Annotated in this window: 22 protein-coding genes; 7 read left to right on the top strand and 15 right to left on the bottom strand. The window is 70.2% G+C overall.

Features of this window, described 5'->3' with window-relative positions; all coding sequences use genetic code 11:
• Positions 1 to 13 precede the first annotated feature (13 nt).
• Genes ACLJQF_RS05015 through ACLJQF_RS04995 form a run of 5 tightly spaced genes read left to right on the top strand, consistent with a single transcriptional unit; the run spans position 14 to position 6,879 of the window.
• Positions 14 to 2,263 carry an alginate lyase family protein gene (locus tag ACLJQF_RS05015; RefSeq protein ID WP_410607015.1) on the top strand — a complete coding sequence of 750 codons (2,250 nt, stop codon included), beginning with the start codon at positions 14 to 16 and terminating at the stop codon, positions 2,261 to 2,263.
• 9 nt (positions 2,264 to 2,272) lie between these two features.
• Complete coding sequence (locus tag ACLJQF_RS05010; RefSeq protein ID WP_410607014.1) at positions 2,273 to 3,799, top strand: right-handed parallel beta-helix repeat-containing protein; 1,527 nt, start codon at positions 2,273 to 2,275, stop codon at positions 3,797 to 3,799.
• Between the two features lies 1 nt (position 3,800).
• Complete coding sequence (locus tag ACLJQF_RS05005) at positions 3,801 to 5,069, top strand: O-antigen ligase domain-containing protein (protein ID WP_410607013.1); 1,269 nt, start codon at positions 3,801 to 3,803, stop codon at positions 5,067 to 5,069.
• The gene (locus tag ACLJQF_RS05000; RefSeq protein WP_410607012.1) at positions 5,066 to 6,235 is read left to right on the top strand and encodes a glycosyltransferase family 4 protein; all 1,170 of its coding nucleotides are present in this window, start codon (positions 5,066 to 5,068) and stop codon (positions 6,233 to 6,235) included. Before ACLJQF_RS05005 ends, ACLJQF_RS05000 begins: the two co-directional genes overlap by 4 nt.
• Positions 6,232 to 6,879, top strand: coding sequence for a phosphatase PAP2 family protein (locus ACLJQF_RS04995; protein ID WP_410607011.1), 648 nt, complete (start codon positions 6,232 to 6,234; stop codon positions 6,877 to 6,879). The genes ACLJQF_RS05000 and ACLJQF_RS04995 overlap by 4 nt, the downstream gene beginning before the upstream one ends.
• A gap of 259 nt (positions 6,880 to 7,138) precedes the next feature.
• On the opposite strand, the gene ACLJQF_RS04990 is transcribed toward ACLJQF_RS04995, so the two are convergent.
• The 11 genes from ACLJQF_RS04990 to ACLJQF_RS04940 form a co-directional block, all read right to left on the bottom strand.
• Entirely contained in the window at positions 7,139 to 8,620 is a 1,482-nt protein-coding gene (locus tag ACLJQF_RS04990; RefSeq protein ID WP_410607010.1) for a right-handed parallel beta-helix repeat-containing protein, read from the bottom strand.
• 93 nt (positions 8,621 to 8,713) lie between these two features.
• Entirely contained in the window at positions 8,714 to 10,030 is a 1,317-nt protein-coding gene (locus tag ACLJQF_RS04985; RefSeq protein WP_410607009.1) for a glutamate-1-semialdehyde 2,1-aminomutase, read from the bottom strand.
• 8 nt (positions 10,031 to 10,038) lie between these two features.
• A complete protein-coding gene (gene rfbC, locus ACLJQF_RS04980) occupies positions 10,039 to 10,587 on the bottom strand; it encodes a dTDP-4-dehydrorhamnose 3,5-epimerase (RefSeq protein WP_410607008.1) in 549 nt (182 codons plus the stop codon).
• Complete coding sequence (locus ACLJQF_RS04975) at positions 10,584 to 11,768, bottom strand: polysaccharide pyruvyl transferase family protein (protein WP_410607007.1); 1,185 nt, start codon at positions 11,766 to 11,768, stop codon at positions 10,584 to 10,586. Before ACLJQF_RS04975 ends, rfbC begins: the two co-directional genes overlap by 4 nt.
• Positions 11,765 to 12,709 carry a glycosyltransferase family 2 protein gene (locus tag ACLJQF_RS04970; RefSeq protein ID WP_410607006.1) on the bottom strand — a complete coding sequence of 315 codons (945 nt, stop codon included), beginning with the start codon at positions 12,707 to 12,709 and terminating at the stop codon, positions 11,765 to 11,767. Before ACLJQF_RS04970 ends, ACLJQF_RS04975 begins: the two co-directional genes overlap by 4 nt.
• Before the next feature lie 7 nt (positions 12,710 to 12,716).
• Positions 12,717 to 14,042 (bottom strand): hypothetical protein, encoded by a 1,326-nt coding sequence (locus tag ACLJQF_RS04965; protein ID WP_410607005.1) that lies wholly within the window; start codon positions 14,040 to 14,042, stop codon positions 12,717 to 12,719.
• Positions 14,043 to 14,047: 5 nt separating this feature from the next.
• Complete coding sequence (locus ACLJQF_RS04960; RefSeq protein ID WP_410607004.1) at positions 14,048 to 15,328, bottom strand: DUF4910 domain-containing protein; 1,281 nt, start codon at positions 15,326 to 15,328, stop codon at positions 14,048 to 14,050.
• Positions 15,328 to 16,347 (bottom strand): NAD-dependent epimerase/dehydratase family protein, encoded by a 1,020-nt coding sequence (locus ACLJQF_RS04955; protein ID WP_410607003.1) that lies wholly within the window; start codon positions 16,345 to 16,347, stop codon positions 15,328 to 15,330. The genes ACLJQF_RS04960 and ACLJQF_RS04955 overlap by 1 nt, the downstream gene beginning before the upstream one ends.
• Positions 16,348 to 16,352: 5 nt before the next feature.
• Positions 16,353 to 17,000, bottom strand: coding sequence for a PIG-L deacetylase family protein (locus ACLJQF_RS04950; RefSeq protein WP_410607002.1), 648 nt, complete (start codon positions 16,998 to 17,000; stop codon positions 16,353 to 16,355).
• Positions 16,997 to 17,788 (bottom strand): glucose-1-phosphate cytidylyltransferase, encoded by a 792-nt coding sequence (locus tag ACLJQF_RS04945; RefSeq protein ID WP_410607001.1) that lies wholly within the window; start codon positions 17,786 to 17,788, stop codon positions 16,997 to 16,999. Before ACLJQF_RS04945 ends, ACLJQF_RS04950 begins: the two co-directional genes overlap by 4 nt.
• Before the next feature lies 1 nt (position 17,789).
• A complete protein-coding gene (locus ACLJQF_RS04940) occupies positions 17,790 to 19,022 on the bottom strand; it encodes a class I SAM-dependent methyltransferase (RefSeq protein ID WP_410607000.1) in 1,233 nt (410 codons plus the stop codon).
• A 197-nt stretch (positions 19,023 to 19,219) separates the two neighbouring features.
• Here ACLJQF_RS04940 and ACLJQF_RS04935 point away from each other — a divergent pair, with 197 nt between their 5' ends.
• The gene (locus ACLJQF_RS04935; protein ID WP_410606999.1) at positions 19,220 to 19,588 is read left to right on the top strand and encodes a YrdB family protein; all 369 of its coding nucleotides are present in this window, start codon (positions 19,220 to 19,222) and stop codon (positions 19,586 to 19,588) included.
• A 70-nt stretch (positions 19,589 to 19,658) separates the two neighbouring features.
• Here ACLJQF_RS04935 and ACLJQF_RS04930 read toward each other — a convergent pair whose 3' ends face one another.
• Together ACLJQF_RS04930 and ACLJQF_RS04925 are read right to left on the bottom strand one after the other, a co-directional pair.
• Positions 19,659 to 20,531: an LLM class F420-dependent oxidoreductase gene (locus ACLJQF_RS04930; protein ID WP_410606998.1), complete on the bottom strand. Its 873-nt coding sequence runs from the start codon at positions 20,529 to 20,531 to the stop codon at positions 19,659 to 19,661.
• Positions 20,532 to 20,572: 41 nt separating this feature from the next.
• Positions 20,573 to 21,541 carry a YncE family protein gene (locus ACLJQF_RS04925; RefSeq protein WP_410606997.1) on the bottom strand — a complete coding sequence of 323 codons (969 nt, stop codon included), beginning with the start codon at positions 21,539 to 21,541 and terminating at the stop codon, positions 20,573 to 20,575.
• A 136-nt stretch (positions 21,542 to 21,677) separates the two neighbouring features.
• Here ACLJQF_RS04925 and htpX point away from each other — a divergent pair, with 136 nt between their 5' ends.
• The gene (gene htpX / locus ACLJQF_RS04920) at positions 21,678 to 22,529 is read left to right on the top strand and encodes a zinc metalloprotease HtpX (RefSeq protein ID WP_410606996.1); all 852 of its coding nucleotides are present in this window, start codon (positions 21,678 to 21,680) and stop codon (positions 22,527 to 22,529) included.
• On the opposite strand, the gene rfbA is transcribed toward htpX, so the two are convergent.
• Positions 22,526 to 23,407 carry a glucose-1-phosphate thymidylyltransferase RfbA gene (rfbA, locus tag ACLJQF_RS04915; protein ID WP_410606995.1) on the bottom strand — a complete coding sequence of 294 codons (882 nt, stop codon included), beginning with the start codon at positions 23,405 to 23,407 and terminating at the stop codon, positions 22,526 to 22,528. The genes htpX and rfbA overlap by 4 nt on opposite strands.
• Positions 23,408 to 23,459: 52 nt before the next feature.
• Positions 23,460 to 24,596, bottom strand: a complete 1,137-nt coding sequence (locus ACLJQF_RS04910) for a sialidase family protein (protein WP_410606994.1) — start codon at positions 24,594 to 24,596, stop codon at positions 23,460 to 23,462.
• Positions 24,597 to 24,654 lie beyond the last annotated feature (58 nt).

Below are 24,654 nucleotides of genomic sequence, written 5' to 3'. Positions count from 1 at the left end.
CGGGGGTCCCGGCATGATGGGCCCCGGCTGGTACCTGCGCCGGCTGTCCCGGATGGGGCCGGCGGAGGTCGTCGGCCGTGCGCGGCACGCCGTCGTCCAGCGGCAGTGGCGGTCCACGCTGCCGACGCCGCCGGACTGGCCTGCGCACCCGCGCTTCACCGCGACCCTGCCCACCGGAGTGCTGGGCAAGGTGTCCGGCGAGGCTGTTTCGCGGCTCCTGGCCACGGCCGACGAGCTGATGGCCGGTCGCGCGGAGTTCTTCGGTGTCGAGCGTACGGATTTCGAGGCACCCGACTGGTTCCTCGACCCGAAGACCGGGCGCCGCGCGCCCTCGGACAGGTACGCGTTCGACGTGCCGTACCGGTCGGAGGACACGGTCGGCGACATCAAGCAGATCTGGGAGCCGTCGCGCCACCAGCACCTCACCGTGCTGGCGGCGGCCTTTGCGGCGACCGGCTCGTCGGCGTACGCCTCGCGCGTGGCAGAGCACCTGCGGTCCTGGTGGGCCGCCAACCCGCCGCTGCAGGGACCGCACTGGGTGAGCGGGATCGAGCTGGGCATCCGGCTCCTGTCGTGGGTCTGGACGCGCCGGCTGCTCGACGGCTGGCCGGGCGCGGCGGAGCTGTTCGAGGAGAACCCGGACTTCCAGCTGCAGCTGTGGCACCACCAGAACTGGCTCGCGACGCTGCGCAGCCACGGCTCGTCGGCGAACAACCACGTGATCGCCGAGGACGCCGGGTTGCTGGCCGCGGCCTGCGCGTTCGGCTGGTTCCCGGAGTCGGCGGGCTGGCGAGTCGCGGCGACGCGCTCGCTGGACGTCCAGCTGGGGCGCAACACGTTCCCGTCCGGCCTCAACGCGGAACTGGCGTCCGAGTACCACGGCCTGGTGCTGGAGCTGGGCCTGGCGGCGGCGGTCGAGGCCGACGCCGCGGGCACGCCGGTGCCGGATTCGACGTGGGGCGTCCTGCTCCGGATGACCGACGCGTTGGCATCCATTGTGGACACCCGGTTGCGGCCGCCTCGCCAGGGCGACGCCGACGACGGCTTCGGCCTGATCGTCGACGGCACGTCGACCGACCGCTGGGCGTCGTTGCTGGCGTCGGGGGAGGCGCTGTTCGGCCGCCTGGACTGGTGGCCGCCGGTCCCGGGTGACGACGTCCGCACGGCCCTGCTCGCCTCCCTCGCTTCGCGGACTCCGCGCGCTTCGGGCGTCCGCCCGGGCCGCCGTCCGGCGCACCTGCGGGACGCGGGGATGACGATCCTGCGTTCGGGCCCGGTGTGGGTCCGCTGTGACGGAGGTCCTCACGGGTTCCTCTCGATCGCGGCGCACGCCCACGCGGACGCGCTGTCGCTGGAGGTCCGCCACGACGGCGTCGACGTGCTGGCCGACCCGGGCACGTTCTGCTACCACGGCGAGCCGCAGTGGCGGTCGTACTTCCGGTCCACGCTGGGCCACAACACGCTCGAGCTGGCCGGCCACGACCAGTCGGTCTCGGGCGGCCCGTTCCTGTGGACCCGCCACGCGGTGACGAAGGTCCTGGACGTGCAAACCCCGGACGACGGCCCGTCCCGCTGGTCGGCCGCCCACGACGGCTACGCCCCGGCGGTCCACCGCCGCACGGTCGAGCTGGACGGCGACGTGCTGAAGATCGTCGACGAAGTGCGGGGGGAGGGCGTGCCGGAGGCGGCGCGGCTGGCGTTCCACTTCGGCCCGTCGGTGACGGTCATGCTCGACGGCACCACCGCCCGCCTTCGATGGACGGCCGCTGCCGGTGCGCCATTCGCCGGTGAGCCCGGCCCTGCGGCCGGTGGGCCAGTGGCTGGTTCCGCAGCCGTCGAGTCGGCAGGCCGGGCTGGCTCTCCTGTCGTCGAGTTGGCAGCTCAAGCCGGTTCTCCTGCTGCCGAGTCGCCAGCCCACGCCGGTTCCGCTGCCGCCGGGCCGGCTGGCCGGGCCGGTTCCCCGGTCGGGTCTTCGGCGGACGGTGGGCGGCTCGGTTCGCCGGTCGCCGGTGGGGCGGTCGGGGCCGGTTCCGTCGCCGATCCGGTTGCCGGGCGGGTTTCCGGTTCCCTCACGGGTGCCGGAAGCGTTGTCCGCACCGCCGTCATGGAGTTGCCGTCCGAACTCGCGTGGACCGTGCACCGGGGGGATACCGAACCCCCGTTGGGGTGGTACTCCGCGGGGTTCGGGCGCAAGGAACCTGCCACCACTCTTATCGGCTCCGGGTCGCCCGGTCACCTCACCACCTTGCTCCGCTTCAGTTAGGACCCGCCCGTGACAGCCCGCCGCTTCCGACTCCACCGCGCAGTTCCGCTGCTCGGTGTCCTGCTCACGGTCGCGGCGTGCTCGGGCGGGCCGGACACCGACGGCGGCCCCGCCCAGGCCACCCCGGCACCCAGCGGATCGGTCGCCGCCGTGTGCGACAAGCAGCCGGCCGGCCCCTCGGCCGCCCCGGCGGGGGCCGTCGTCATCGACCCGGCCGTGCCGGGGGACTTGGCGGCGAAGACGCGGTCCGCCGGCCCCGGTACGACGTTCTGGCTCAAACCCGGCAAGCACATCCTCGGCGACGACAAGTACGACCAGGTGTCCCCCAAGGACGGTGACATCTACATCGGCGCCCCCAGCGCGGTCCTCGACGGCCGGAAGCTCAACCAGTACGCCTTCACCGGGCACGCGGTCAACGTCAAGATCACCTACCTGACCGTGCAGGGCTTCGTCGCTCCGCACGACGAAGGCGTGGTCAACCACGACTCCGGCGACGGCTGGCTGATCGAGCACTCGACCATCCAGGACAACGACGGCGCCGGGCTCATGGCGGGCGCGCGCCAGCAGGTGCGCGGCAACTGCCTGCGCCGCAACGGCCAGTACGGCATGAACGCCTATTCCGGCGGCACGCCGCTCACCGCGCTCGTCGTCGAGGGCAACGAGATCGCCGGCAACAACACCGGCGACTGGGAAGCGAAGATCGACGGCTGCGGCTGCAGCGGCGGGGTCAAGTTCTGGGCCGTCAACGGCGCCGACGTGCGCGGCAACTGGGTGCACGACAACCACGGCACCGGGTTGTGGGCCGACACGAACAACAACGACTTCCTCATCGAGGGCAACCTCATCGAGAACAACGACAGCGCCGCGCTGATCTACGAGATCAGCTACAACGCGATCATCCGCGACAACACGATCCGCAAGAACAACTGGGCCGACGGCCGCCGGTACGCCGACAAGGGCGACAACTTCCCGACGTCGGCCATCTACATCTCCGAGTCCGGCGGCGAGCCGCGGATCAAGGCGCGCACCGCGAAGATCGACATCTCCCGCAACTACCTGGAGAACAACTGGTCCGGGATCACCCTGTGGGAGAACGCCGACCGCTTCTGCAACAGCCCGGCCAACACCTCGTCGGGCGACTGCACCAAGCTGGTACCGGCCGTCAAGGAGTGCTCGGCCCCGGCGATCACCAGCGGCACGCTGCTGGCCGACTGCCGCTGGAAGACCCAGCACGTCGACATCCACGACAACAAGTTCGTCCTCGACCCGGCGGTCGTGGGCTGCCAGGCCTCCTGCGGCCGGATGGGCCTGCTGTCGAACTTCGGCACCTACCCGGACTGGTCGCCCTACCGCGGCGACGACGTCCAGGAAGCGATCACGTTCAAGCAGGACAACCGCTGGCACGACAACAGCTACGCCGGCCCCTGGACGTTCATCGCCCACTCGCCCGACCGCGTCCTCGAGATCGGCGAGTGGGAAGGCGCGCCGTACTCCCAGGACAGCGGAAGCACCTTCACCGCGCAGGGTGGGGGCTGACATGACCGCGCACACCGGACTGGCCGGCCTCCGCGGCGACGCCGCGCCCGAACCCGCGTCCTCGACGCCGAAGTGGGCGGGCCTGGCGTGGGCGCTGCTGATCCTCAACACGCTCGGTTCGACCGGCGCGAAGACGGTTCTCCCGCTGCCGCGGTCGGTCAGCCAGCTGGTCACCATGGGCTCGCTGATGACGGCGTTCGTGATCGCGCTGGCCCTGAACAAGCACCTGCGGATCCGCCCGAGCGCGTACCTGATGCTGCTGACCGCCCTGCTGGGGGCCAGCATCCTGTCCAGCGCCGACCTGCAGGAGGGCTTCGGCGCGCTGTTCCGGTGCTTCCGGCTCACGGTGTTCGTCTCCACGCTCTGGTTGCTGACCCGCTGGTGGGACGGCGGGTTCGGCTTCGTCCGGTACCACATCCGCACGTACGCTGTCGTGCTCGCGTCGGTCGCGCTCGGCCTGGTGATCTCGCCCGGCAACGCGATGCCGGAGGAGTACGGCGGCCGGCTCTCGGGTGCGATCTGGCCGCTGACCCCGCCGCAGATCGGCCAGTACGCGGCCGTCATCGCCGGGCTCACGCTCCTTCTCTGGTTCGGGCGCCGCACGACCTGGCGCAGCGCGTTGTTGATCGTGGTGCCGTCGCTGGGGCTGCTGCTGCTCACGCACACCCGCACGGCGACGCTCGGTCTCGTCGCCGGTCTCGCGGTGGCCTTCCTGTCGATGGTGCTGACCAGCGCCCGCGCGAGGAAGGTGTTCGCGTGGACGGTCGGCATCGGCGGGGTGGCCGGCGTCGTGCTCGCGGGTGCGCTGCAGACGTGGTTCCTCCGCGGGCAGAGCGCCGACAACTTCTCCAGCCTGACCGGCCGCGCGAAGGTGTGGGACGCGCTGCTGGAGGCCCCGCGGTCGACGGCCGAGTACATCTTCGGGGTCGGGCTGACGGACAAGTCCTACGACGGCCTCCCGATCGACAACAGCTGGCTCGCGATCTACCACGAGCAGGGTTTCGTCGGGATCGCGCTGGTGGCGGGGTTCCTCCTCACGTTGGTCGTGGTGGCCGTGCTGCGGCCACCATCCCTGGCTCGCGCGTGCGCGATCTTCCTGATCACCTATTGCATTTCGGCGTCCTACACCGAAGCGGGGCTCGGCGATGCGTCGCCGTACCTGCTCCACCTGGCGGTCGCCGCGTCGCTGCTGGTCCGCGGGGTGCCGCAGTCCGACGAACAAGCATTCATCCCGGCGAAGGGGGCAGACGTGCGAGGTGCAGGCGCGTGAAGGTGCTCGTGGTGCACAACCGGTACCGCTCCGAGCAGCCGAGCGGCGAGAACAACGTCGTCGACGCCGAGGTGACGCTGCTCGCCGAGGGCGGTCACCAGGTGTCGTTGTTCGAACGCCGCAGCGACGACATCGCGGCGATGCCGCTGCCCCGCAAGGCCGCGGTGCCGCTGACGGTGCCGTGGAACCCGGCGGTGCGGAAGGAGCTCGCCGCCCGGCTGCGGGCGTCGCGCCCGGACGTCGTGCACATCCACAACACGTTCCCCCTGCTGTCACCGTCGGTGGTCGCCGCGTGCGCGGACGCGGGGGTGCCCGCGGTCGCGACGCTGCACAACTACTCGATGGTCTGCCCACCCGGCACGCTCCACCGCGACGGCCGCATCTGCACCGAGTGCGTCGGCGGCTCACCGCTGCCGGCGGTGAAGCACGGCTGCTACCGCGGGTCGAGCGCGGCCACGCTCCCGATGGCGGCGAGCATGGTCGCCAACCGGCGCCGGTGGTGGACGGGCGTTTCCCGGTTCTTCTGCATTTCGGCGGCGCAACGTGACCTCCTGGTGTCGGCCGGGATGCCCGGCGAGCGGATGGCGGTGAAGCACAACTTCGTCACCGACCCCGGCGTCCGCCGCACCGGCGCCGGCAAGCACGTGCTCTTCCTCGGCCGCGTCACCGAGGAGAAGGGGGTCGGCCTGCTGATGCGGGCGTGGGAGCGTCTGGACGGTGCCCTGGGCGTGCCGCTGGTCATCGCGGGCACCGGCCCGATGCAGGACGAAGTCGCGGCCTGGGCGGCCGGTCGCACCGACGTCTCGTACGTCGGTCTCCAGAACAAGGCGGAGTGCCGTGCGCTGACCGCCGACGCGGTCGCGGTGGTCGCGCCGTCGACGTGGCTGGAGGCCTTCGGCCTGGTGGTGGTCGAGGCGATGGCCGCCGGCGTGCCGACGGTCGCGGCCGCGCACGGCGCGTTCCCCGAGCTGGTCGACGACGGTGTCACCGGCCTCCTGCACGTCCCGAACGACGCGGCCTCGCTCGCCGACCGCCTGCGCGCGGTCGCCGGCGACCGCAACGGTGACATGGGCGACGCCGCCCGCGTTCGGTACGAGAAGGACTTCACGCCCGCGGTCGGCCTGGACCGCTTGATCGCCGGGTACGAGGCGGCGATCGAGGCGTGAGGCAGCTGGTCCGGACGGCGCCCGCGGCCCTGCCGGCCGTGCTGCGCGGCCCCCTGGCGATGACGGCCGCCCTGGCAACGGCAGTCCTCGTCGCGCTCGGCATCCTGCACTTCCACGACTCGGGCCTGACCGGCATCGACGCGGCTCTCCTCCCTTCGATCTACGGGGTCGAGCCGCCGTGGCGGTATGTCGCCCTGGTCTTCGACTTCGGTGGCGAGCCGGTGGGATCGGTGATCCTGATCGCGCTCCTTTCGGGGGTGTGCTGGCTGGTCCGCCGGTTGCGGACGGCCGTGCTGACGGTGGCTGGTGTCGTGGTGACAGTGGCGGCGACCACGGTGCTGAAGCCGGTGGTCGGCAGGACCATCCACGGCGAGTTCCTGTCGTACCCGAGCGGTCACACGGCTTTGGCGACGGCGCTGGCGCTGGTCATCGCCCTGTTGCTCACCGAGCGGTTCGGGCTGGGGCGCGCGGCCGGGATGGCGCTTGTGCTGGGGCTGGCGTTGGTGGCCGGGGTGGCCATGGGGTGGGCCGAGGTCGCGCTGGGCGCGCACTACCCCACGGACGCCCTCGGGGGATTTTGTGCTGCGCTGGCCGCGGTCCCGGCGACTGCGCGGGTGCTGGACCGGGTGGCCGACCGGCTCTGAGGGGCCGGCACGAGGCGCAGCCGAGGAGCGGTCGTCCGCCGGCGTGGCGGGGCAATTCGTCCACTGTGGACGCGATGGCGGTCGGTGCTGGCATGTCTCCGACGGTACCGAACACCCGTGCGAATGCCAGTCGCTGAAACGGGTGAACGGCCTGTCCGAAATTCTCCGTTCGCGACTTTTCCCTTATATGGCAACGGAAATTTCGGCTGGAGACGGCGGCGGCGGTTGAAACTGTCGGACCCCGTCGGCAAGCTCGTGATCAGCAGCCGGCGGGCCCACCGCCGAACGAAGAGCACTCGTCCTGCGAGTAGGGCTTTGCCCGCCAGCCCGCAGCGTCGACCGTCTTGGAGGTGTCATGCGCCACGAAAGTCCACGGCCCGGAGTACGAGTTGTCGTGCCACCGGTTGGCCTGGCGGAAGGTGATGGCCTCTTCGATCACCGTTCCCTTGTAGGGCGACCAGTCCGGGAACGTCCCGAAGTTCGACAGCAGGGCCATCCGTCCGCACAGGCTCGTGCAGCCGATGTGGCCGGCGTCGAACCGGAAGGTGTTGCCGTGGATCTCCACCCGTTGCGTCTTCCAGCGGCAGTCGTCGTACGCCGGGGCCTTCGCGATCGTGCCCGCGGCGCACGAAGATTTTGCCGCCGCCTTGGTGCAGTAGCCCGTCGACGTGTTGGCCGGGCTGTTGCAGAAGCGGTCGGCGTTCTCCCACAACGTGATCCCGGCCCAGTTGTCCTCGAACGTGTTGCCGTTGATGTCGACGGCCGACGTTCGGGCACGCACGCGCGGATCGCCGCCCGACTCCGACAGGTACACCGTCGCCACCGGGAAGTTGTCGCCGCGCGCCGCGAACGCGCGGCCCTGGACCAGGGTGTTGCGGCGGAAAGTGTTGCCGCGCAGCACCAGGTTGTAGCTGGTTTCGTAGTACAGCGCCTCGGCGTCGTTGACCTCGAACAGGTTGTTCTCGACGAGGAAGTCGTTGTTGTTCGTGTCGGCCCACAGTCCGGCGCCGTGGTTGCCGTGGACCCAGTTGCCGCGGATGTCGGCCCCGTTCACGGCCCAGAACTTGGCGCCGCCGCTGCACCCGCAGCCCGGCACCTTGGCCTCCCAGTCCCCGGTGTTGTTGCCGGTGATCTCGTTGCCCTCCAGCACGAGCCCGGTGATGCCGTCACCCGCCTGGTACGCGTTGAGCCCGTACTGCCCGTTGTTGCGCAGGCAGCTGTGCCGCACGATCTGGCCGGCGCCGGCCATCAGCCCCGCGCCCGCGTTGTCCTCGATGGTGGTGTTCTCGATGAGCCAGCCGTCGCCGGAGTCGTGGTTGACCACGCCCTGGTCCTGCAGCGCGGCGAATCCGCGGACGGTGAGGCCGCGGAGCGACACGTTGCGTGCCTGCTGGGTGAAGGCCGCCCGGTTGACGCCGCGACCGTCGACGACCGCGCCCGGCGCGCCGAGGTACACGTCGCCGTCCTTGGGGGAGACCTGGCCGTACTCGTCCTTGCCGAGCGTGTGGGTGCCGGGCCGGAGCCAGAACGTCGTGCCCGCCGGGTGTGCCGCCGTCTTGGCCGCGAGGTCGCCGTCGACGGCCGGATCGACGGCGACGGCTCCGGCGGGTGGTTGCCCGTACCCGGCGGGTTGGTGGCCGCACACCGGCCCCGGCCCGTCGGCGGCGCCCGCGACCGCCGGGCACGCCACGGCGATCAGGAGCGAACAAGCAGCAACGAGAACCGCACGAGATCTTCCCATGGCAGGAAGTTACGCACGAACGGGCCGGAAAACAGTCACCCTCAAGTGTCCTCATCGGACCCAACGGGTGAATCCGGCCCGCCCGTGCGGGGATCAGGCGTATTTGCGGAACACGGGCTGCACCGGGCGCCCGCCCATCCACGGCGCCGGGTCGTTCGCGTCGAGGGCCTTCCGGTACACCGTGCAGGCCTGGGCGACGACGTCGACGGTCTTGTCGATGTCCGCCTCGGTGAGCGCGGCACTGACCACGAAGGACGGTCCGAGCACGCCGCCGCTGATCAGCTCGCGCAGGAACAGCGTCCGGTACGGCTGCGAGGGGTTGCCCTGCTCGTCGAGCGTGCCGAAGACCAGGTTGCTGGCCCGGCCGCGGACGACCACGTGATCCTCGACGCCGATCCCGGCCGCCACCTCGCGGACGCCTGCGGCGAGCCGGTCGCCGAGGGCGTGCATGCGGCCGATGACGTCTTCGTCGCGGTAGACGTCCATGACCGCCATCGCGGCGGCCAGCGAGTGGGTCTCCGCGCCGTGCGTGGTCGAGAGCAGGAACACCCGCTCCCGATCGGTGCGCAGGCCGCCGATCTCCATCAGCTCCCGCTTGCCCGCCAGCGCCGACACCGCGAAGCCGTTGCCGAGGGCCTTGCCGAACGTCGAGAGGTCGGGCGTGACGCCGTAGAGGCCCTGCGCGCCCTGAGCGGACCAGCGGAAGCCGGTGATCATCTCGTCGAAGACCAGGACCACGCCGTGCCGGGTGGTGAGCTCGCGCAGGCCCTGCAGGTACCCCGGCGGCGGTTCGACCGCCGCGGCCGCCTCCAGGATCATGCACGCGATCTCGCCCTCGTGGCGCTGCAGCAGTTCCTCCGCGGCCTGCAGGTCGCCGTACGGGAAGGACGCGACCGCTTCCGTCGTCTCGTCCGGGATGCCCGCGTTCATCGGCGTGGTGCCGATGAACCAGTCGTCGGTGGAGAAGAAGGCGTGGTCGGCGCACTTGGCGACGAGCCTGCGGCCGGTGGCGGCCCGGGCCAGCCGGACGGCCGCCGTCGTCGCGTCCGAGCCGTTCTTGGTGAACTTCACCATGTCGGCCGTCGGCACGTTCTCGAGGAAGCGCTCGGCCGCCTCGGCTTCGATGATCGACGGCCGGATGAAGTTGCTGCCCTTCTCCAGCTCGCCGCGCACCGCTTCGATCACGCGCGGGTGGGCGTGGCCGAGGCTGACGGCCCTCAGGCCCGCGCCGTACTCGACGTACTCGTTGCCGTCGACGTCCCAGACGTGGCCGCCGCGGCCGTGCGAGATGACCGGGGCCATCCCTTCGGGATACTGGTCCGAGCCCTTGGCGTAGGTGTGCGCACCACCCGGGATGACCCGGTGCAGCCGCTCGTCCGCCTTGGTGGAGCGGGGCAGGTTCGTTCCCATGTCGTGGTTCACCTCGTTGGTTTCAACGCCTCTCGAAGAGATGGCGCCCGTTCGTCCCGGTCACTGACCATTGTGACCGAAAGTGGCCACGAAATGTCCAATTCGGGGTCTTTGTGCGAAATCGTAATGTCCTCTTCAGGATCGTGCGCCCGATCGATACGGTACGAAACATCGGAGGGATCGGTGAGTGACTGGAATCCGTGCGCGCACCCCGCCGGGATATACACGGAAACCTGGGTATCACCCGAAAGTTCGAAGGTTTTCACATTCCTGAATGTCGGCGAATCCGGTCGGAGATCCACCACGACGTCGAAGATCGCGCCGTGCGAACACCGCACCAGTTTTGCCTCGCCGGCCCCGCCGCGCAGGTGCATCCCGCGGACGACTCCCTTGCGGGAGCGGGAAAGGCTGTCCTGGACGAAGCCGTCCGGGTCGATGCCGACCGACGCGACGACGTCGCGGTCGAACGTCCGGCTGAAGAAGCCGCGCTGGTCCCCGTGCGGAGTGGGTTCGAACAGATACGCGCCGTCGATCTCGGGCACCGGAATGGCCTTCATTGCCCACCCCCGAAGAGGGCCGCCGAAAGGGCGGCGAACTGGTCTTTGAGCCGTTGTGCGTTCATCTCGTTCCGTTCGAGAAGTGTCTGGCGAATTTCCCCCGAACGTTTCTCGAGTTCGGTGAACTGCTCGACGAGCCGGTCGAAGTCGACGGTCTTGGCCCGCTGGGTGAAGCCCTCGAGGCCCATCTCCGCCATGAGGACGTCGTTCTTCGGCGCGTAACCGATCGCCACGGTCGGTTTCGCGACCTTCAGGGCGCAGAGCACGTTGTGGTAGCGCGTGGCCACCACGCTGTCCACCGCGGCCATCTCGTGCATCAGCTCGTCCAGGGTCTCCGCCGTAGCCGCTGTCACCAGCGGGGAAGCGGTGTTCTCGATGATCTCGTCGACGACCTGCCGGTCGATCCGGTCGCCGATGAACAGCCGGACGGGTCTGTCCTGCTCAACGAGCCACGCGACGAAACGGTTCATCGTGTCGACGTAGTGGCGGTAGATGCGGTCGGCTTCGGCGCGGTCGTCGTTGCCGCCGTAGTAGGCCATCACGCCGACGCCGACGGTGCCCGGCTTGCCGACGGCGGCCGGGGTGGGGAGGGAGAACGCGAGGTCGGGATAGACCTGGTCGGCACTCGTGTCGACGCCCATGGCGCGCATGGCGTCGCGCGAGATGTCGTCGCGGTAGGAGCGGTAGGCGGCGAGCCGGCCGGACCAGCGGACCAGGGCCCGCGTTGCCCGGGCGCTGATCTCGTTGGCGCCGACGCAGACGAGCGCCACCTTGGTGCCGGAGAGGCGCCCGGTGGCGGAGAGGAGGAAGAGCGAATACGGGAAACCCCAGGGACGCAGGGGCAGCGTCGCTTCGAGCACGCCCATGCCGGGCACGATGACGACGTCCTGCTTGCGGACCCAGGCCGCGGTGCGCGCGATGTCGACCAGCTTGCCGAAGCCCTTGAGGGCGACCGAGCGCAGGCCGGACGCCGTCTCGTACTCGGACTGGTTCCAGTGCAGCGGCGTCGCGTCGAGGCCGTACCGCTCGTGGACCAGCTCCGGGCCGCCGACCAGGGCGCTCAGCACCGCGTCCGGGTACTCGGCGCGCAGGTAGCCGAGCACGGCTTCGAGGGAACCGTCGTTGCCGAGGTTCCCCGAGCCGAGCAGGCCGAACACGCCGACGCGTGGTGCACGCTTCACGCGAGCCTGCCTTCCCGGCCGGCCACGATCTCGTTGACCGTGGCGACGTCCGAGGCGGTCGGCGCGCGGTCCTCGACGCGCTCGCCGTGGCCGGAGCGGGCCCGGTTGGTCAGCCAGGCGCCGAGGTGGCCGAAGCACTCGCGCTTGTCGGCAGCCGAGATCGGCGCGCGGCGGATCAGGTCCGCGAACCCGTAGACGTACTCGCCGAGCAGGCGGACGGTGGGGTTCCGGAGCCGGTTCGCGCGCCGCGGGTCCAGATTTGCGCACCGGCTCCGGATGGTCGGGTTGGCCCGTTCCGCGCGGCCGGGGTGGTCGCGGCGGAAGTAGAGCAGCTCGGGCACCTGGTGGAACGGGCCGTGCAGGGCCATCTCGGCCGAGTACGTCCGGTCGGCGTGGTGGTAGCTGTCGAGCGGCTTGACGCGGCGGAGGACGTCGGCGCGGATGACGCCGTAGAAGTCGTCGCCGCCCGGCTCGAACAGGACGCTGCGGAAGCGGTCCGGCGCGTGCGGGGACGCCGTGTTCAGCGTGTACTCCAGCGGCTGGACGATGCGGCCGTCGCCGTCGATGATCGCCTGGTCGCAGTGGGCGAGCATGATGTCCGGGCGCTCGTCGAGGGCCTCGATGCACCGCTTGAGCAGGTCGCGGGCGTACAGGTCGTCGTGGGAGACCCACTTGAACAGCTCGGTGCGGGAGACGTCGAACACGAAGTTGTGGTTCGGCGTCGCGCCGATGTTCTTCGGCTGGCGGACGTAGCGGATCCGTGAGTCCTTCTCGGCGTAGCGGCGGCAGATCTCGTCGGTGCCGTCGGTGGACGCGTTGTCCGAGATGATCAGCTCGAAGTCTTCGTAGGTCTGGCCGAGCAGGGCGTCCAGCGACTCGGCGAGGTACTCCTCGCCGTTGTACACCGGGAGGCCGAGGCTCAGCCGCGGGACGGTGGTCATGGAGTCCTCATTCCTTGATCGGCTCTTTGATGGGCTCGAACACCACGGTGGGCTCGTCGGCCCCCGGCGGCACGTACTCGCGCAGCCCGGCCCGCAGCTGGAACCACCAGACGACGGACCCGGTGAGGGTGGCCGTCGCGACGCCCCACGCGGACCCGGCCGCGTCGCCGAGGAACGCGCCGGTGATGCCGAACGTGACGTAGAACAGGGAGGCGACCAGCTGGGAGCGCAGGCTCCGCTTGGCCGCGCCGAGGGCGCGCAGGCCGGCCGCGGCGCCGGTGGCGAAGCTCGCGCCGACCACGGCGAGGGTGACCGGGAGGATCAGCGGGGACGACGAGTCCCACACCGAGCCCATCACCCAGCGGCCGGCGCTGTCGGGCACCAGGAGCAGCAGGCCGAGGCCCCAGCACAGCGCGGCGGCGGCCTGGCCGCCACCGAGGATCACGCAGAAGTGCTTCAGCCGGTGCGGCGCCCGCTGAAGCACCCGTGCGCCCTCGGCGACCGTGACCAGGGACAGCCCCATGAGCAGGGCCAGGAACGGGCCGAGGAGCTGCTCGGCGCCGCGGACCGCGCCGACGGCGGTGATCCCGGCGATGGCGCCGAGGCCGTACGCGCGCAGCTGGGACGCGCCGCTGTTGCTGACGTTCTCGACGAGGTACCGGACGCTGAGGTCGCGCTGCGACCGGAGCCAGCCGAGCAGCTCCCGCGGGTGCGGGAGGATCCTCGTCTGGAACCCGCCGTACAGGGCCGCGACCGCGCCGGAAAGGCCCCAGGCCAGCACGAACGCGACCACCGTGTGGATCTGCGCGGCGACGTAGAGCGCCGGGAGCAGGGCCACGCCCCACACGCAGTCGTTGACGAACGCTTTCTTGCCCGCGCCGCGCGCGAAGAACGCGAAGCGCCAGGCGTCCTGCAGGAGCAGGCCCGGCAGCACCACCGCGAGGGCGACGAACGCGTTGCCGAGCGGGCCGCCCGCGGCCAGGCCGGCCACGAGGCTGACCACTCCGGTCGCGCAGCCGACGCCGATCGCGGTGCCGGAGGCGCTCGCCACGCCCGTGCGCCAGCGGTCTTCCGGTACGGCGCTGAACCGCACCATCAGCGGGTCGGTGGCGAGGCCGCGCGAGACGTTGAGCACCACGCCGTAGGTGACCCAGGCGAGGCTGAAGATGCCGAACGCGAACGTGCCGAGCGAGCGGGCCACGTACAGGCCGACGGCGAAGTTGGTCAGGCTGGACACGGCCTGGTCGCCGAGGCCCCAGCTCAACCGTCCGGCCATCGCGCGAACCGCGCCCGATCGGAAGATCGAGCGCGGTGCACGGCGATGGTTGGCCACGTCGCTCACTCCTTGACCAGACCGGCGTCGTGGAGCGCTCGCGCCGCGACGTCGACGATGTCGAAGGGCAGCCCGGCGCGCTCGGCGATGTCGAGCAAGCTGTGCGAACCGTCGGAGAGGTTGAGCACCCACAGCATCGCCATCTGGGCCTGCTTGGCGTCGCTGCGGCCGCCGAGCGAGTCGTACAGCCCGCGCTTGCCGAGCTGGGGCTCGCCGTACGGACTGAGGTTGACGTACCGGCGGTTGCGGTCCAGGACGCCGAACGCGTCTTTCAAAACACCGAGTGTGTCCTCCATGGCCGCGGGTGACACGAAGCCCGGGTTGTCCGCCGAGGTGTGGTACTCGGGGTAGCCCGCGTACGGCGTGCGGGTCAGCGAGCCGACGCCGAGGTTGAAGCCCGGCGAACAGAACTGGCGCTCGTCGTAGCCGTACGGCGAGAAGTCGACGACCCGGTGCTCCCGCGATCGCAGCACGTGCTGCATGACGCGGTCGATCTCGGCGTCGTCGCGGCGGGACTTCTTGTACGTCAACGAGCCCGGGTCGCCCGCGCACGCCAGCACCAGCCCGTGACGCACCTTCTCGATCCGGGAGGCGTTGCGCGCCAGCCAGGTGATCGAGCCGATCGTGCCCGGCATGAACAGGAATCGGTACGTGTAGTGCGGCTGCACCGAAGCCAGCTGCTGGGCCAGCGAAATGGCCACCGCGATGCCGGCGAGGTTGTCGTTCGCCAGCGACGGGTGGCACACGTGGCAGGACACGATGACCTCGTCGGTGACGCGGCCGGGCACGACGTGCTCGCCGTAGGTCAGCGAACCGTCTTCCAGGGTCGAGTCGATGACCACGTCGTAGTCGCCGTCGGGCAGCGCGTCGAGCTTCTCCTGCGCGAGGCAGAAGCCCCAGGCCGGGGCGTAATAGCTGGTCCGGTAGGGCACCCACGACGGCTGGTCGGGCAGCGTGTGCAGGTGTTCCCGCAGCTCGCTCAGCGGCATCCGCTGCCGCACCGGGGCGCTGTACCCGACGACGTGCAGGTTCAGCTCCTGGAAGTCGATCACGCGCTCACCCGAAGGCGTAGCGACGTACGCGTCCCGGATGTTCCACTCCTGCGGGATCGTCCAGTCCAGCACCGCCGTCCCGGTCGGGACTTCGTGCCGCTCCAGCGAAATGTGCTCGCCGATGATGTCCAGGGTCTGCCGCACACCGTCGCCGGTGATGCTGCGGCAGATCGGGTACAGCCGCTCGACCAGGGCGTGCAGTTCCGCTCCGGTCCGCAGCTGCGGGCCCGCCACTACTTCCGCCGCAGGGTGGTGTCGACGCGGCCGGCTTCGCCCTCGCTCTTCAGCCAGGCCAGCCGGGTGAACAATTGCTGGAACGACTCCCGGGTGAGCCCGAACTTGCGGTAGGCCTCGATGAGCTCGACGGCGCCGTCCTTGACCGACCAGTCGCAGGTGAAGCCGGGGATCGCCGCGCGGAAGCGTGAGAAGTCGACCCGGTAGGAGCGCGGGTCGGCGCCCGCCTCGCCGGTGATGTTCAGCGTCGAGCCCGGCACGGCCTCGACGACCTCCTGGGCGATCTCGGCGACGGTGACGTTGTTCTCCTCGGTGCCGATGTTGAAGGCCTTGTCGTGCACGGCCTCCTTCGGCGCCGACAACGCGGCGGCGAACGCGCGCGCGATGTCCTGGGCGTGCACCAGCGGCCGCCACGGCGTGCCGTCGGAGAGCACCAGCACCTCGCCGGACAGGTGCGCGTGCGCGGTCAGGTTGTTCAGCACGATGTCGCCGCGCAGGCGGGGCGAGTAGCCGAACGCGGTCGCGTTGCGCATGTACACCGGCGTGAAGTCGTCGTCGGCGAGCTCGTGGACGTCGGCTTCGACGCGCACCTTCGACTCCGCGTACGGCGTCACCGGCCGCAGCGGCGCGTCCTCGTCGACGAGGTTGTCGCCGCCGGCGCCGTACACCGAGCAGGTCGACGCGTAGATGTACCGCTTGACGCCGGCGTCCTTCGCCAGCTTCGCGAGCTTCACCGACGCGTGGTGGTTGATGTCGTAGGTCAGCTCCGGCGCGAGCGAGCCCAGCGGGTCGTTGGACAGCGCGGCCAGGTGGATGACCGCGTCGAATCCGGAGACGTGCTCCGCGGTCACGTCCCGCAGGTCGACGGCGTGCCCGGCCGGGTCGGCGGGGGCGGGCCCGAGCAGGCAGTCCTCGAACAGCCCGGAGTCCAGGCCGGTGACTTCGTGGCCGGCGGCGGCGAGCACCGGGGCCATCACCGTCCCCAGGTAGCCCTTGTGCCCCGTCAGCAACACCCGCATCGGATTCAGCCCTTCAGATCGAGAGTGAGTTTCTTGACGAAAAACGCTTCGGCGTACTTCGCGGCGGCTTCGATCCCGCGGATCCGGGCCAGCCCGAGGAAGGCCTCACGGTCGTACCAGGGCCGGTGCCGCTGCGAGGCGTAGTGCTCCTGCAGCAGCCGGACCTTGTCCTCCGCGAGCTCGTCGGACAGCGGCTGGTACACCGACGGGCTGCCGAGGTCGCCGTCCCACTTGACGATCTCGTAGCCGAGCGTCAGGTGGTCGCGGAACGTCGTCGGCACCAGCTTCGCCAGCCCGCGGTGGTCCTGGTGCGCGTCGTCGGTGCGCGGCGCCAGGATGAGGTCCGGGTCGGTCCGCTGCCGCAGGTCTTCCAGGGCGTTCTTGGCTTCTTCCCAGTGTGCCGGGAAGCGCCCGTCCCGCAGCTTCAGCACCGTGACGTCGACGTCCGCGCCGGGGCAGAAGGCCGCCAGCGCCGCCCGCTCCTCGTCCTCGCGGTCGGTGCCGCCGCCGGAGAGGACCAGGGCGTCGACCCGCAGGCCCGGCCGCGACGCGCACAGCGTCAGCAGCGTGCCGCCGGCGCCGATCGCGATGTCGTCGCAGTGCGCGCCGAGTGCGACGACGCTGCCGAGCCGGTCCGGTCGGAGCCCGATCACGCGGTGCTCACGGCCGCGTGCTCCCACAGCGCCCAGGGCTTCTCACCGTGCGTGTACGCGTTGTCGAGAGCTGCCCGCTCCTTGACCGTGTCGGTCGGCTTCCAGAACCCGCGGTACGGGTAGGCCAGCAGCCGGCCGCGCTTGGCCAGTTCGCCGCAACCGTCGGCGACCAGGTCGCCGTTCTCCGGGATGTGGTCGAACACCTCCTGCCGCAGCACGAAGTACCCGCCGTTCTCCCACAGCGGCATTTCGCTGACCGCGGTGATCGAGCCGACCATGCCGCCTTCGTCCATCTCCACGCAGTGGAACGACGACTGCGGCGGCACGACCATCATCGACGCGCCGGCGTCGGTGTTCGAGAACCGCTCGATCATGTCGGGCAGCGGGACGTCGGACAGGACGTCGGCGTAGTTCGCGAGGAACATCTCGTCGCCGTCGAGGTACGGGCGCACCCGGCGCAGGCGCTCGCCGATCGGCGACTCGATGCCGGTCTGGACGAACGTGATCGTCCAGTCCGCGATGTCGGTCGACAGCAGTTCCGGCTGCCCGTTGCGCAGGATGAAATCGTTGGAAATGGTTTCCTGGTAGTTCAGGAAGAAGTTCTTGATGTGTGCCGCGCCGTAGCCGAGGCACAGGATGAACTCGGTGTGGCCGAAATGTGCGTAGTAGCGCATCACGTGCCAGATGAGCGGTCTCGGACCGACCATCGCCATCGGCTTCGGGACGTCGTCGGCCGCGCCGTTGCGCATCCGCATCCCGTAGCCACCGCAGAAGAGGACGACCTTCACTTCACTGCACCTCGACGATTTCCAGGTGGGGGATCGGGAACACGAGCTTTCCGCCCCAGGCCCCGATGTGGGAGAGCTGTTCGGTCAGTTCCTCCCGGAGGTTCCACGGGAGGACGAGCACGTAGTCGGGCCTGTCGGCTTCGATCCGCTCCGGGGGCAGCACCGGGATGCGCGTGCCCGGGGTGAACCGGCCGTGCTTGTACGGATTGCGATCGACCGTGTACTGCAGCAGGTCCGTCCGGATGCCGCAGTGGTTCAGCAGGGTGTTGCCCTTGCCCGGGGCGCCGTAGCCGACGACGGTCTTCCCGTCGTTGCGCGCCTCGATGAGGAACTTCAGCAGGTCCAGCCGCACGCGGGTGACGCGCTCGGCGAACTCGGTGTACCCGGACAACTCGTGCAGCCCGGCCGCCTTCTCCTGGTCCAGCACGTCGGTCATCCGCTCGCTGGGCTCGCCCGCCACCTCGGCCGGACGCGCCCACAGCCGGATCGACCCGCCGTGCGTCGGCACCAGTTCGACGTCGACCACGGTCAGCCCGCCGGTCGCCAGCGCGCGTCGCGCGGATTCGACCGTGTAGTACTGGAAGTGCTCGTGGTAGATCGTGTCGTACTGGTTCTTTTCGATCAGCGTGAGCAGGTGCTGGACCTCGATGGAGACCCAGCCGTCGTCGGCCACCAGCGCGCGGAGGCCCTTGGTGAAGCCGAGGACGTCGGGGATGTGGGCGTAGACGTTGTTCGCGGCGACGAGGTCGGCCGGCCCGTGCTCTTCGCGCACCTTCAGGCCGGTTTCCTCGGAGAGGAAGGCCGTCAGCGTGGGCACGCCGGCGTCGCGCGCCGCCTGCCCGACGTTCACCGAAGGTTCCACGCCCAGACACCGGATCCCGTGCCCGACGACGTGCTTGAGCAGGTACCCGTCGTTGCTCGCCACCTCGACGACGAACGACTTTTCGCCGAGCCCGAGCCGCTCGACCGCGCCGTCGACGAAGCGCTTCGCGTGCTCGACCCACGACGTCGAGAAGGACGAGAAGTACGCGTACTCGGTGAAGGTGTCGTCGGGGTCGATCAGCGGCGGGATCTGGGCGAGCCAGCAGTCGGTGCACACCTTCAGGTGAAGCGGGAAGGTGGCTTCCGGTTCGTCGAGCTGCTCCGCCGGCAAAAATCGCTCACACGGGGGAGTTGCGCCGAGGTCGACGACACTGGCCGTGTTTGTCGAACCGCAGAGTCGACATGTGGTCATCTACCAGGCTCCTTGGCTCGCGGTCGCGATGTGCATCCAACACGTCGACCGGCGCCGGGAGGTCGTTACAGCGACGCGGAGCAGCGGGTGGACCGATTCGGAACCGCAACCTGAATGGCCCAACTGTGGCGGGAATCACCAACCGTACTCGGCCGGACCCGTAACGTCCACAGTGGACCTGCTCCTAGGCTGGCCGGATGACTCCCCAGCCGACTCCCCGCCTGAGCGGGTTCGCGGGCGTGGTGCTGACGGTCCGCTTCCTGACCGAGCTGGCGCTCCTGGGCGGTCTGGCCCTCGCGGGCACTCAGCTCGGCAGCGGGGTCGCGCTGGCGGTCGTGGACGCGGTCCTGCTGCCGGTGGCGGCCGCCGCGCTCTGGGGCCTGTTCGTCGCGCCGCGGGCCCGCCGCCGCCTCCCGGAACCGGCCCGGTTCCTGCTGGAATTCGTCCTCTTCGCGGGCACCGGCGTGGTGCTCGCGCTGGTGGGCTGGCTGGTCGCCGGCCTCGTGGTCGCGGTGGCCGGGATCGGCATCGCGGCCCTCACCCGGGTCGTCGCCAAAGACGGCTGAAAGCCGTGAAGGCCACCTTGACGAACTACAAGTTCCTCAAGGTGGCCTTCACGAACTTGGTAGCGTGGGGTCAGAACTTCTCGGCCGCCGGGATGACGTCGGTGGCGAACTTCTCCAGGATCGCCGGGTTGTGGACGTGCGGGACCATGCCCAGGGCCACCTGGATGCCCAGGTCGTTCAGCCGCTCCAGCTCGGCCAGCAGCTCGCCGGACTTCTCACCGTTCTCGCCGACGTCGAGGATGTGGTAGACGGTCTTGACGATCGAGTCGTAGTCGCGGCCTTCGTTCTCGCAGTGCTGCCGCAGCACGTCGAGCTTGCGCTCCAGCTCCGGCCCGTTGAAGAGGTTGCAGGCGTCGGCGTACTTCGCGACGAGCTTCAGCGTCTTCTTCTCGCCGCCGCCCCCGATCATGATCAGCGGACGCGGCTTCTGCAGCGCCTGGGGCACGTTCAGCAGCCGTTCGGCGTCGAAGTGCTTGCTCTTGAACGGCGCGTCGCCGTCGGCCCACATCTGCAGCACGTACTGGAGGTTCTCCTCCAGCAGCTCGAACCGCTCGGCCACGGAGGGGAACGGGAAGCCGAGCCCGCGGGACTCCTCCTCGTTCCAGCCCGCGCCGATGCCGAGGACCGCGCGGCCGCCGGAGAGCACGTCCAGCGTCGTGATCGCCTTGGCCAGCAGGCCGGGGTGCCGGTAGAGGACCCCGGTGACGACGGTGAGCAGCTTGGCGCGCTCGGTGTGCGCCGCGATGAACCCGAGGGTCGTGTACGCCTCGAGCATGTCGTTTTCGACGGGGCCGACCCCGCCGATCTGGAAGAAGTGGTCCATCACGGCGATGGAGTCGAAGCCTGCCTGGTCGCCCGCACGGACGACCGCGGCCAGGTCGGCGCCCAGCGCGGCCGCCCCGTTCGGCCAGGTGAAGTCCGGGATCTGCAGTCCGAGTTTCATGCTTTCCGACCGTATACCTGGAGTCGCCCCAGCCGCGGGGGTCAGAAATCGCGGATCAGGAAGACCCGGCCGTGCAGGGGATCGGTGACCCACACGGTGCGCCCCCGCTGGTCGACGGCGATGTCGCCGGGGTTCACGCCCAGCGACAGCTCGCCGCTGAGCGCGCCCGCCGTGCCGTCGACGCGGGCGAGCCCGTTCTGGCCGCCGTTGCTGTACACCGTGTTCGTGCCCTGGTGCACGGCCAGCGCGGAGGATTCGCTGCGCAGCAACACGGTCTTGCGCTCGGTGCGCGTCGCGGCGTCCACAATGGACATGTGGTGGATGCCGGAGTTCGCGACGTAGACCGTGCCGCTCGCGTGGTGCACCGCGACGCCGGTCGGGTTGCGCCCGACCTTCACCGAGGCGACGAACTTCCCGCTGTCGATCGAGAAGACCTCCAGCGAATCGGTGGCGGTGCTCGCGCAGTAGGCCAGCTTGCGGCCGGGGTCGACGCCGATCCCGGCGAACGCCGGCCGCGGGCCCGGTACGAGCGCCGCGAGGGTGCAGCTCACGCCGTCGAGCACGGCGAGCGTTCCCGTCGTGCCGCTGGCCGCGTAGACGCGGTTGGCCTGCTCGTCGACCGCCAACGCCGAGGCACCGGCGCCCGCGCCGACCACGCTCACCAGGTCGTGGGTCCGGCCGTCCAGCACCACCACCGTGCCCGCCGGCGGGTTCGCGACGTAGATCCGGCCGGACCTCGGGTCGGCCACGACGTCGCCGGGTTCGCCGCCGACGTGGATCAGGTCGACGACCGACGCGCTGCGCGGATCCACCACGGAGACCGTCCCGGCCTGGGCGTCGGTGACGTACGCGAGACCGGTGACCGGGTTCACGGCGACCCCGGCCGGGGCCCCGCCGAGATCGAGCGACCGGACGTCCTCCGCGCGGGCCGTCCCGGGCAGGATGAGGGCGCCGGTACCCGACGCGACCAGGGCGAACAGGGTCCGCCGGGGTAGTCGCCCAGCTCGCATTCGCACCTCCGCTCCTGATCAACTCACGGCCCGAGCGTAACCCGCGCCATCCCCACGTGAAGGAACTTCGCGTCCCCCGATCGCGTTGTTTCCACTGGGTAAACCCACTTGGGACGACGGATGGAGGCGAGCGCGCGTGCACGGGCACCAGAACGGACTCAAGACGGCATTGCTGCTCGGCCTGCTGTCGGCGATCATCATCGCGCTCAGCGGGCTCTTCGGCCGGGGTGCGCTGGTCATCGGGCTGATCGTCGCCCTCGGGATGAACGCGTTCGCCTACTTCAACTCCGACAAGCTGGCGCTGCGGGCGATGCGGGCGCGGCCGGTGTCCGAGGTCGAGCAGCCCGCGATGTACCGGATCGTGCGCGAGCTCGCGCAGATCGCCCGGCAACCGATGCCGCAGCTGTACATCAGCCCGACGGTCGCGCCCAACGCGTTCGCGACCGGCCGCAACCCCCGGCACGCGGCGGTCTGCTGCACCACCGGCATCCTCGACCTGCTCGACGAGCGCGAGCTGCGGGCCGTGCTCGGGCACGAGCTGTCGCACGTCTACAACCGCGACATCCTGATCTCGTGCGTGGCCGGCGCGCTGGCCAGCGTGATCAGCGTGCTCGCGAACATCGCGCTGTTCTTCGGCAGCAACAACCGCGACGGGAACCCCCTGCTCAGCCTGCTGCTGATCTTCGTCGGGCCGATCGCGGCGGCCATCATCCGGATGGCCGTGAGCCGGTCGCGGGAGTACCAGGCCGACGCGTCCGGCGCCGAGCTGACCGGCGACCCGCTCGGCCTGGCGTCGGCACTGCGGAAGCTGGAAGCCGGGACGCGGGCGCGGCCGCTGGTCGCCGAGCCGCAGCTGGTGTCGCAGTCGCACCTGATGATCGCGAACCCGTTCCGCCCCGGCGAGGGCCTGAGCAAGCTGTTCTCGACCCACCCGCCGATCTCGGATCGGATCGCCCGGCTGGAGGAGATGGCGCGGCGCCGGTTCTAGGTCGAAGCTCCCGCCGCCACGGCGACCGCCTTCACGTAGTCGCCGTAGCCGGACTTCGCCAGCTTCTCGCCCAGCGCGTAGCACTCGTCGGCGTCGATGAAGCCCATGCGCAGCGCGATCTCCTCGAGACAGGCGATGCGGACGCCGGTGCGGTGCTCCAGCACCTGCACGAACTGGCCGGCTTCGAGCAGCGAGTCGTGCGTGCCGGTGTCGAGCCAGGCGAAGCCGCGGCTGAGCTCGACCAGCGTGGCGCGATCCTGGCGCAGGTAGGTCAGGTTGACGTCGGTGATCTCGAGCTCGCCGCGCGGCGACGGCTTCAGCGCGCCGGCGATGTCGACGACCTCGTTGTCGTAGAAGTAGAGGCCGGTGATCGCCTTGTTGGAGCGCGGCTTCAGCGGCTTCTCCTCGATGGTGATCAGCTTGCCCGTGTCGTCGACCTCGCCGACGCCGTAGCGCTCGGGATCCTTCACCGGGTAGCCGAACAGGACGCAGCCGTCGAGCTCACGCACGGCCTGCTGCAGGCGGCCGGAGAAGCCCTGGCCGTAGAAGATGTTGTCGCCGAGGACGAGCGCCACGTCGTCGTCGCCGATGAAGTCCGCGCCGATCACGAAGGCCTCGGCCAGGCCGTTCGGGCTCGCCTGCTCGGCGTAGGTGAACGAGAGGCCGAACTGGTCGCCGTTGCCCAGCAGCCGGCGGAACATCGGCAGGTCGGTGGGGGTGGAGATGACGAGGATCTCGCGGATCCCGGCCAGCATCAGCACCGAGATCGGGTAGTAGACCATCGGCTTGTCGTAGACCGGCAGCAGCTGCTTGGACACCGCCTGGGTGATCGGGTGCAGACGCGTCCCGCTGCCTCCGGCCAGCACGATCCCCTTCATGGACTGCCTCCCTTTCCCGTGGTCGCGACGCCGCCCACCCTACGGGCCGTCGCTAGAAGGCGGATCCTTTGCCGAAGTAGGCCTTGCAGCCGGCGTTGTCCTCGGTGGCGATCTCCAGCACGTTCCGGCCGTCGTCGACGGGCAGCAGCGTCGAGGAGTAGTTGGGGCAGAAGTTGTTCCTGATACCGGTGATGTGCACGGGAGCAGGCAGTTCGTACCAGTGGCCGCTGCCGAAGTCGTCGTTCGCGAGCAGGATCTGCCCGTTCTGCGGCTGCGGTACACCCTTCGCGTTGGTGTAGATCTGCCCGACCATGACGATCCGCACACCGTTCGGGCCACCGGGGAACAGGGTGATGGTTTGCGCATGCTGGAAGTAGTTGCCGGTGGGGGTGTCGACGCGGGTGCCGGGGTCGTCGGGGTCGCCCCAGTTGGCGCCGTCGGCCGAAATCTTGAAGTACGGGTCGCAGTAGCGGTCGCGGAAGTTGCAGATCTCGTAGGCGAAGTAGTAGCGGCCGTCGGGCAGCCGCCGGATGATCGGCATGCCCGGCCGGACGCGGTCGGGCGGGATCGCCATGGTGAGCTGCTTGGTGCCCCAGTTCACCCCGTCGGTCGAGGCGACCCGGTTGAGCACCTGCGCGTACTTCGGCGCCTGCGTCTCGTCGGCGAAGTGCAGCCAGAGCGTGCCGCCGGCGTCGACGGTGAACTCGGGCTCCCAGATGCCGTCGATGTTGTGCGACCGCGCGGCCTCGGACAGGAAGCTCCACGTGCGGCCGCCGTCCTTGCTGGCCCAGACGCGGATCCCGATGCGGCGCCGCGGCCCGGCGTCCTGCCGGTAGGAGGCGGCCCACAGCAGCGTGCCCGCGCGGAGCTTGCCGACGCGTTCCGGCAGCTCGTAGACGGTGCCGCAGCACATGCCGGACCGGCCGTCGGGGTCGCGGATCGCGCCGATTTCGTGGAACGACTCGCCTTCGTCGGTGCTCTCCAGGACGGGCGTGAACTTGCCGTCGGCGTCTTCGCTGGTCAAAGTGGCGATGATGCGGCCGTGGCCGACGCTGGGGTGCTCGAGGCGGATCAGGCGCGCGTAGGCGCCGAACCCGGGGATGAGCTGCTTGCGCGCGGCCGCGCTCGCCGGTGTCAGCAGCGAGGCGACGGCCGCGAGCGTCAGCACGAAGACCAGTGAACGACGCAACTCGACCCCCTCCGCACGGTGACCGCGCGATTACAACACGGGCAGGCGGCGGGCACGG

This window comes from Amycolatopsis sp. lyj-109 (assembly GCF_046548995.1).
GTDB lineage: Bacteria > Actinomycetota > Actinomycetes > Mycobacteriales > Pseudonocardiaceae > Amycolatopsis.
This window is presented reverse-complemented; position numbering and strand designations above follow the sequence as displayed.